This is a genomic window from Armatimonas sp., from assembly GCF_043760365.1.
GTDB lineage: Bacteria > Armatimonadota > Armatimonadia > Armatimonadales > Armatimonadaceae > Armatimonas.
The window spans coordinates 1-7,566 of the sequence record NZ_JAYUPA010001002.1; the positions used below are offsets into that span (position 1 = coordinate 1).

Genomic DNA, 7,566 nt, shown 5'->3' on the forward strand with positions numbered 1-7,566 from the left:
TCTGGATGCAGAGAGCCGGCCTGGAGTGGTTTTATCGCATCGCCTCGAACCCCAATGCCGCCCGACTAAAAAAGCTCGCCGCACTCCCACGTTTCGCTCTGCTCACCCTGACCAAAACAAAAAAATGAATATCTGTCTTGAATACGTCTCCGCCAACCCCAATGGCCCGATCACGATCCAGCACGCACGCGCTGCCGTTGTGGGCGACATTCTCGCCCGTGTCTTTGCCGAAGCTGGTCATAGCGTCACACGCGAGTTCTATGTCAATGATGCGCCCGGCACCACTCTGACCGCTTTTGCACGCAGTGTCGCCGCCGAAGCCGATCCGTTTGCCGCCGAGATCGCACGCTCCGCACGCGGCGCGACACTCTCAGATATTCTGGCCGCCGTGCGCGTGCGCCAGAGCGCCAGCTTGGCCGAGCTGGGTGTCACCTTCGACTCGTTTGTCTCCGAGGCGGAGCTGCTCCGCTCCGGCGAGGTAGACAAGCTACTAACGGATCTCACTGCGGCGGGGCACACGACCTGGCGGGGAGGGGCACTCTGGCTTAAGAGCGCTGCACTGGGCGATGAGCAAGACCGCCCGTTGGTACGCACGCTGGGAGGAGCGTCCTATCTGGCAAGTGATCTGACGTACCACCGGCAGAAGCTCGCACGGGGCTTTGACCAGCTCATTGATCTGTGGAGCGACGACCACGGAGCCTATGCCGCCCGCACCCGTGCCGGGCTCCGTGCACTGGGCTGCACCGACGGGGCGCTTCGCATTGGTTTAATCGCTCCCGTAAGAATTTTGAAGGACGGACAGGAAAGACGAGTCGGAAGATACGGAGCATCGTCCGCACTGGAAGAGATTCTACCGCAGACGACGCCTCAGCAGCTGCGCTGGTGGTTTGCCGAAGCGGATCCGAGTACCCCGCAGGTAATAAACCTGGATGTGCCCACGCAGGCTCCAGCGCAGCTCCTCGCCGCTCTGGAGCGGCCCTTAGAGAAACAGAAACAGGAAGAAGACGAGGCAGAAACAGCGCTACGTGCCGCATGCGCCGCAGTCGCTCTGGCGCTAGAGCAAGCTAGGGAAACCCTCTCCCCCCGCCCCGTCGCGGACGCGGCAATGGCCCTTGCCCATGCACTAACATCCTGCACCGCCGCCGCCCCCATCACTGCTGAGGGAGCCCGTACGGCCCTCAAAAAACTACTCGCTATCCTGGGAATTTAACTATGCTGAATCTACTGTGCGCCTGGGCGCTGACAACGCAGGGCCTTCCCTCACGACAGGGTGAGCTCCCCCCTCAACCCGCGCCGCGCCCTGCTTCTCGTGCCTCAGGTTCCACTCAGGGAGTCTACACCGATGGAGCCGGGGAGAAGCATCTCTGGCGTGTCGCGGAGAACCACACGCTACTCTGGGACGGCAAGCCCTTTGTTCCTGTCGGGGGGCTTTTCCAGGTCAAGTCCTGGGCACCCGCCGCTACCCCTGCCGACTTCACCGAGGATATAGCGGCGCTCCAGCGCCTGAAGGCCGCAGGCATTACGGATATCTACCTCCAGCCCCTCAAAGGGGGTATCACTTTAGTGAAGCCGGCGGCGCTCCAGCGGGTGCTGGATGCGGCAGAGGCGGAGGGCTTCACCTACGGAATCTCTCTGGCAGATGCCCCCCGCACACCGCTGCTGGGCTATCAGATTCTGCCGGGACGCTACCTCCAAGATGCGCCCAGCAGCGGCGGCCTGGTGCGCTTTCCGGTCAAGGGGCTCAGCAGCGCCCTCTGGTTTCTCGCCGATCCGGGGAGCAAGCAGATCCTCGATTCTGGCAAGGCCGACATTGTTGCGGAGGGAGCACGCGTGGGTCTCTCCTTCAAAGAGGGACGAAACCGAGTGGTGATCTACCCGGAGCGTCTGTTTCTTCCGGGCGGGGAGCTGGGACTGCCTAATGTCTGGGAGGGTTTTGACAAGTACCGCGACGATCTCTTAACGCTCTTTGGGCAGGTGAAGCTGGGCAAGGGCTTTCGTTTCTTCTCGGACCCTCTGAGCCTAGCGCTCTCACTCACCGGCGAGTCTCAGCAGATTGTCCCCAGTGGTACGGCGTTCCAGGGTGAGTGGGCGCTCTATCTGTCCCACCGCTACGCCACCATTGCGAGCCTTGAGGAAAAATGGGGAGTCTCCGAGCGTGGGACACTAAAAGACTTTACAGAGGCGACGCAGCTTATCCCGCTCTGGTGGGCGGAGAAGGGGCTGCCTCAGTTCTTCCACAAAGGCACGCAGACCGTGGTTCCTGCACGCGACAGTGCCTCACGCTTCTGGCAGGATCTAGAGGACTTTAAGACCGAGTCGCTCCGTGGCTACATGAGTCAGCTCGCTATTGCCCTTAAGCGGGGAGTTGCGGAGGTGCCGATTGTCTACCGCTCCCGTGGTTTCTCCCCACTTTTCTCACGGGTAGGGCCCCAAGCGGGCTTTGATGGGATTGGGGTGGAGGCCTACGGTAAAGGAATCGAGCCGATCTCCTACACGGGGGCGGAAACCTACGCCCAGGTAACCGATGCCCAGCGCCCGCTCTGGCTCCCGGTTCTCGCCACGCAGGAGACGCGCCTGCCCGAGACAACGCAGCCCGGCTTTGCCAACAAGCGCCTGCTCTTCTCGATGCTAGATGCCCTGCGCGATACCGGAGCGCGGGGGTTTTATGTGGACGGTGCTCGCCTGGCAGATCCCACTCGGCAGGCCTACGATCTCTCTCAGCAGCCCGAACAGCTCGCCTGGCTCAGTGAGTACGCACAGCAACTGGGTGTGCTAGGAATCGCCTCGGTTCCCCAGCCCCGTGCAAACGCGGTTTTCTATCCCCGTGCCTACAAACCTCTCCAACCCCGTGCGCTCCAAGACGGAAGCTGGTGGCTTCCTGCGGACCGAGACTATGTCCTCTACGATTTTGGGAGCGCGGGGAGCGCCTATAGTCTCAGTGAGCCGGAGGGCCCGGTCTTCTATCTCTGGAACCCCACTGGCCCCCGTCAGATCAAGCTAAAAATCCCCAAGCAGTCCAGCCTGTCGGGAGTCGCCCCCCTCGCCTGGCTTCCCGCCGAGCGTGGGATTCGCACCAAGGACACTCTGACCCTGACCATTGGCCCTGAGCCGCTTCGCCTGTATAACTACGCCTCGCTCCCCCTGCCACAGGAGGCCTTCCCCGAGACTATCACCCGGGCGGAGAGCCTTCTCCAAACCCTTCTCAAGCGAAAACTCACGGAAGCGACACTCTACTCTATCCAGCTCAAGAACCTTAAGCAGCGCTATAAAACCGATATCACGACAACGGCTTACAACGCCCTTCGTGACCTACAAACTCTCGTTGGACAAATGAGTTCTCTCTTGCGCCCCTACCTCTGGGTAGAGGCGGAGGCGATTGGTGGACATAACTTCGACAGAGTGGAGGATCGTCCTGGTGCCAGCGCAGGACAGGTTCTGACAAGCAGTGCCCGGCCTCTCGATGCCGCACCCGCAATCGCAACCTTTCCGATCTCTATCAATACTGAGAACTCCCTGCGGCTGTATGTTGCCGCCTCGCCACGCGCCTCGTTCCGGGTACAGCTAGATGGGCAGTCGTTCGGTGGCACCGACTCCCCCGTCCCACAGCCCATCGGTGAGCCTTTTGCGCTAGGGAGCCTTATTTGGTACGATTGTGGGATGGTAGTCATGCCGCGCGGCCAGCACCAGCTCGAAGTACGCACAGAGGGAGCAATCACTCTGGATGCGTTGCTACTCACTCCTCTTGGCTTCGCACCCAATGGTTCCACCCCTCCACCATTTCAGCTATAACCTGAAACTCTGGTGAGAGAATTCGGTCTAAACGATCACTCCCCTAAGGAAGAATAAGCGATTATGAATCTCTGTCGGATTGCCCTTGTGGCCTTTGTCTTGAGTGTCGCAGGTAATGCCTATGCCCTGCCTGCCTACGCGAAAAAAGAAAACAAGAACTGTGCGTTCTGTCATGTTAACCCTAAGGGTGGGGGCAAGCGGGTCGCCGCAGGGGAGTGGTACAAAACACATAACCGCTCTCTAAAAGGCTTCAAAGCACCGGCCAAACCTGCACCGAAGAAGAAGTAGGCGCTCGTGACGATGCCGCAGAAAACGCCTACAGAAGTCCAGCCAACCGAGCGGATCAAAGATCTCTCGGTATCCCTGCGGATTGTCCACGAGGAAACTAACTTCGACGAGCTCAAAAAAATTGGGGGCGCATTCGCCACATCGTACCGCGTCCCCACCTATGAGATCGCCTACAAAGCCCCCAATAAGCTCCGCGTTGAGGGAAAAGCGGGGCTCCTCTCGGCAACCTTGATCTATGTAGGGGATAGTAAGACCTACCGGGTTGGTGTCTTCAAAAAGACCGAGGACTGTAAAGGCAACCCCGCGAAGAAACAAAGCCTGATGGATGTCGGAGTCTTTGCCAAGGACTGGCTTACCACCGACTACCAGACCGTTTTCCAGCGTCGTGAGGGCGCTCTTCTGGTCTATAAGCTCGTCCAGCGCGGCACCGACAGTAAGAGTCATGAGCAAGTCTGGGTTAATCCGAAGACATTTCTGACGGAGAAGCGTCTCTCCTTCAACAGTGAGAACGAGCTTCAAAAAGAGATCCGCTATGTCAAGGCCCGTGAGCTGCGACCCGGGATTTTCCTGCCCTCCCGTGTCGAGATCTACAACCCGTTTGGTAAGCTTAGTGCGGTGCAAACCGTTGAGTCGGTTCAAGTCAATACAGGGCTGCCAGAGAGTTTGTTTCAGCTATGAGAAAGCTGGGGATTCTCGGTATCTTAGGCATATCAGGAATCTTAGGCAGTACGCTCTATGGACTCCCGGCTCTGGCGCAGACATCACCGCCGGAGCGACCTAATTTTTTTGCCATCTACCCGCCCGCCCCGCGTGGGACGTTTCAGCCGGGCCGCCCCCCCGCCTCCACCGCCTCACGTGACCCGGATTTAATTGGTCCCAAGCCGTTTTACCGTAGCCCGGAGACCTGGCTCTTTGGGGGTGCGCTGGACTGGCGCTACCGCAATGGCAGCAAGGATACCCGAGGCGGCTATATCGCGTCGGGGCGCTACACGCTAGACTACATCCGTGCCAACCCCAAAGACGGCGACGAGCGCGGCGGGGTACGCCTCCAGGTGGTGAGCGAGTCCGAGGGGCCACGGGGGACGGCGCTTAACCGCGTGCGGGCCTCGGAGGCTTATATCTTCTATCGCTTTCTCCTACCAGGCGTAGATGCTACCGTGAGGGCCGGTCAGTTTGTGATCCCCTTCGGGCTGGCCGCCGTCTACGACACGCCGCTCCAGCCGATTCAGTCCCTCTACGAAAAATCTCTGGGGCTACGAATCGACACGGGAGCAATGCTGGAGGGGAGCTACGGCCCCTACCGTTACTATGTCGCCGCCACCACGGGCTCTGGCCCGAATCGTTCCGATTTCGACGGTAATAAAGTGGTGGTCATGCGGCTGGAGAGTATGTTCCGTACACAGGCCGAGAGCGGTCGCCTCCAGCTCGGCGGCTCAATTCTGACAGGCCGTGGCCCGCTGACCACGTCTACCACCCAGCTCCCTGCCTCGGGAACCTCTAGTGCTCGACAGTTTATAGATAAAACTCGCATGGCAGCGGATGCGATTTATAAGCTGGAGAAGCTCCAAGCACGCGGAGAGATTGTCTTTGGTGCCGATGACCAAAACCCGGTCTGGGGCTATTTTGGAGAAGGGAATCTTGCCATCGCCCGGCACATTACCGCCGTCGGGCTGATACGCAGCTGGAAGTTTGGTGACAAACCGCAGTCCGCAACGGCACTCGGGGCGGGAGCAAACTACCAGTTCAACCGGGGCATCACTCTCCGCGCACTCTATGAGTACGAGCGCGATGTCCCCAGCAAGGCCGGGGGTGGCAAAGCCACCATTGAGCAGCGCTTTACGTTGCAGACCCGGCTGAACTTCTAGTCGCGTACAATCCGGAAGCCGACGTAGGGACTCTTGAAGCTGGGCAGGTTTCCGCCGCGCTGTCCGACCCGCTGTTTGGCGGGGTCGAGAGCAAAGCAGCCACCGCGCAGAACCCGCTCGGTGGCACTGGGATCGCGAGCAAGTGGGTCAATCAGCAGGCTGATGGCGTAGAAATTCCGGACGTAGCTATCCTCGCACCACTCCCAGAGATTTCCACAGACATCAAAGAGGCCCCAGGCAGTGGGAACTTTCTTTCCGACAGGGTGCGGTTTCTGTCCCGCGTTGGCAAACACCCAGGCGAGCTGCGGCAGCGTCTCCAGTGTCGCCTCACCGGTCTTTGTCGCAGGAAAAAGCCCAGTGCTTCCCGCGCGTGCTGCGTACTCCCACTCCGCCTCGGTGGGAAGTCGAAAGGTTGCGCGGCTGCGCTTGCTGAGCCACTGACAGTAGGCCTTGGAATCGTCCCAGCTCACGGAGTCCACAGGCAGAGTATCGCCCTTAAACGCCGATGGGTTGGCGCGGAACTTCCTCCACTGCGCCTGGGTCACTTCGGTCTCGGAGATAAAAAACGGCTTGCTGATACGAACCGGGCGAGCGGGCTGCTCCTCAGCGGCAAGCCGACTCCAGAGCCCAGCCTTCTGCAACACGCTTTTCTGGGTTGCCGTGAGGCCGCGCGTGTAAGTGCCTGCGGGAATCTTCACAAACCAGACACCGCCAAAGCGCGCTCGGCCAAAGTCGGGGATTTTAGTAGCGTCATCGTCGGCGGCATCTAAAAACAATCCGGGAGGGGGTGTCTTGGGTGCCCCCGCAACTAGGTTTACATTGCTAATCCAGAGCACGGGGCTCTCGGACGTGGTCTTGGCAATGGAGAAAAGCAAGAGATTTTTCTCCGGATCTGGATTATTGGCGGTGAACTGGACGGCGAAGGGTCTGTCTTCGGTGGTCAAGCCAAAGGTCTCCTCCAGCCCAATATTGCGCACCGCACCCTGGCTATCCACAGTGGTTGTGGCAGTGAGCGGCAGGGCATAGGGCTGACTGGCACGCGCCGTGAACCAGAGTGTGTAGGTCTCGCCGTCTTTGAGCCCTTCCAGCCGGTGACTCAGCCGCGCAACCGTTCCAGGGCGGCGAGCCAGATACTCCAGCCGCATAATCTCCCCCTCATAGGTCACCGAAGGGCCATCGCCCACTTTCTTAGGGGTTACTTCCCAACCAGAGCCGCTTCTGTCGCGTAGATCCGTGAGTAGGCCGCGCTTCGGGTAGGTCACAACAGGCTGCTCGACAAACCCAGCGAGGCTGTAGCTGTTCTTGGCGTAGTAGAGCCCACGCGCATTGTTCTCCCCGCCGCCTTTAGCTGTGACATGGCAGTGAATGCACGGCTTCATCTCTTTTTTTGCATAGCCCGGTGTTGCCTGGGCGGGAAGGACGAAGAGAAGGAGCCAGAGAGTCGCTCCCATGAACGGGAGCGTCTTATTGTCGCTTCGCGACACGAAGGCCACTTCGGGCCATGGGCCGTAGGCCCTTTGTGTCCGAGGGACGAGGACAATAAGACGCTCCCGTTCATGGGAGCGACTCTCTGGCTCCTTCTCTTCGTCCTTCCCGCCCAGGCAACACCGGGCTATGCAAAAAA

Annotated in this window: 6 protein-coding genes; 5 read left to right on the forward strand and 1 reads right to left on the reverse strand. The window is 59.8% G+C overall.

Translation table 11 applies throughout. The annotated features are described in order from the left end of the window. The first annotated feature begins 25 nt into the window (after positions 1 to 25). From argS to ACH2EH_RS25365, 5 genes are all read left to right on the forward strand, one after another. A complete protein-coding gene (gene argS, locus ACH2EH_RS25345; protein WP_395146214.1) occupies positions 26 to 1,210 on the forward strand; it encodes an arginine--tRNA ligase in 1,185 nt (394 codons plus the stop codon). 2 nt (positions 1,211 to 1,212) lie between these two features. After that, on the forward strand, positions 1,213 to 3,789 hold the full coding sequence (locus tag ACH2EH_RS25350) for a hypothetical protein (protein WP_395146210.1): 2,577 nt from the start codon (positions 1,213 to 1,215) through the stop codon (positions 3,787 to 3,789). 63 nt (positions 3,790 to 3,852) lie between these two features. Then, entirely contained in the window at positions 3,853 to 4,077 is a 225-nt protein-coding gene (locus ACH2EH_RS25355) for a hypothetical protein (RefSeq protein WP_309685970.1), read from the forward strand. Positions 4,078 to 4,089: 12 nt separating this feature from the next. Then, complete coding sequence (locus tag ACH2EH_RS25360; protein ID WP_395146211.1) at positions 4,090 to 4,755, forward strand: hypothetical protein; 666 nt, start codon at positions 4,090 to 4,092, stop codon at positions 4,753 to 4,755. Continuing rightward, the gene (locus tag ACH2EH_RS25365) at positions 4,752 to 5,942 is read left to right on the forward strand and encodes a hypothetical protein (RefSeq protein WP_395146212.1); all 1,191 of its coding nucleotides are present in this window, start codon (positions 4,752 to 4,754) and stop codon (positions 5,940 to 5,942) included. Before ACH2EH_RS25360 ends, ACH2EH_RS25365 begins: the two co-directional genes overlap by 4 nt. On the opposite strand, the gene ACH2EH_RS25370 is transcribed toward ACH2EH_RS25365, so the two are convergent. Beyond that, positions 5,939 to 7,566, reverse strand: a 1,628-nt coding sequence (locus tag ACH2EH_RS25370) for a formylglycine-generating enzyme family protein (protein WP_395146213.1), incomplete at its 5' end; no start/stop codon positions are given. The genes ACH2EH_RS25365 and ACH2EH_RS25370 overlap by 4 nt on opposite strands.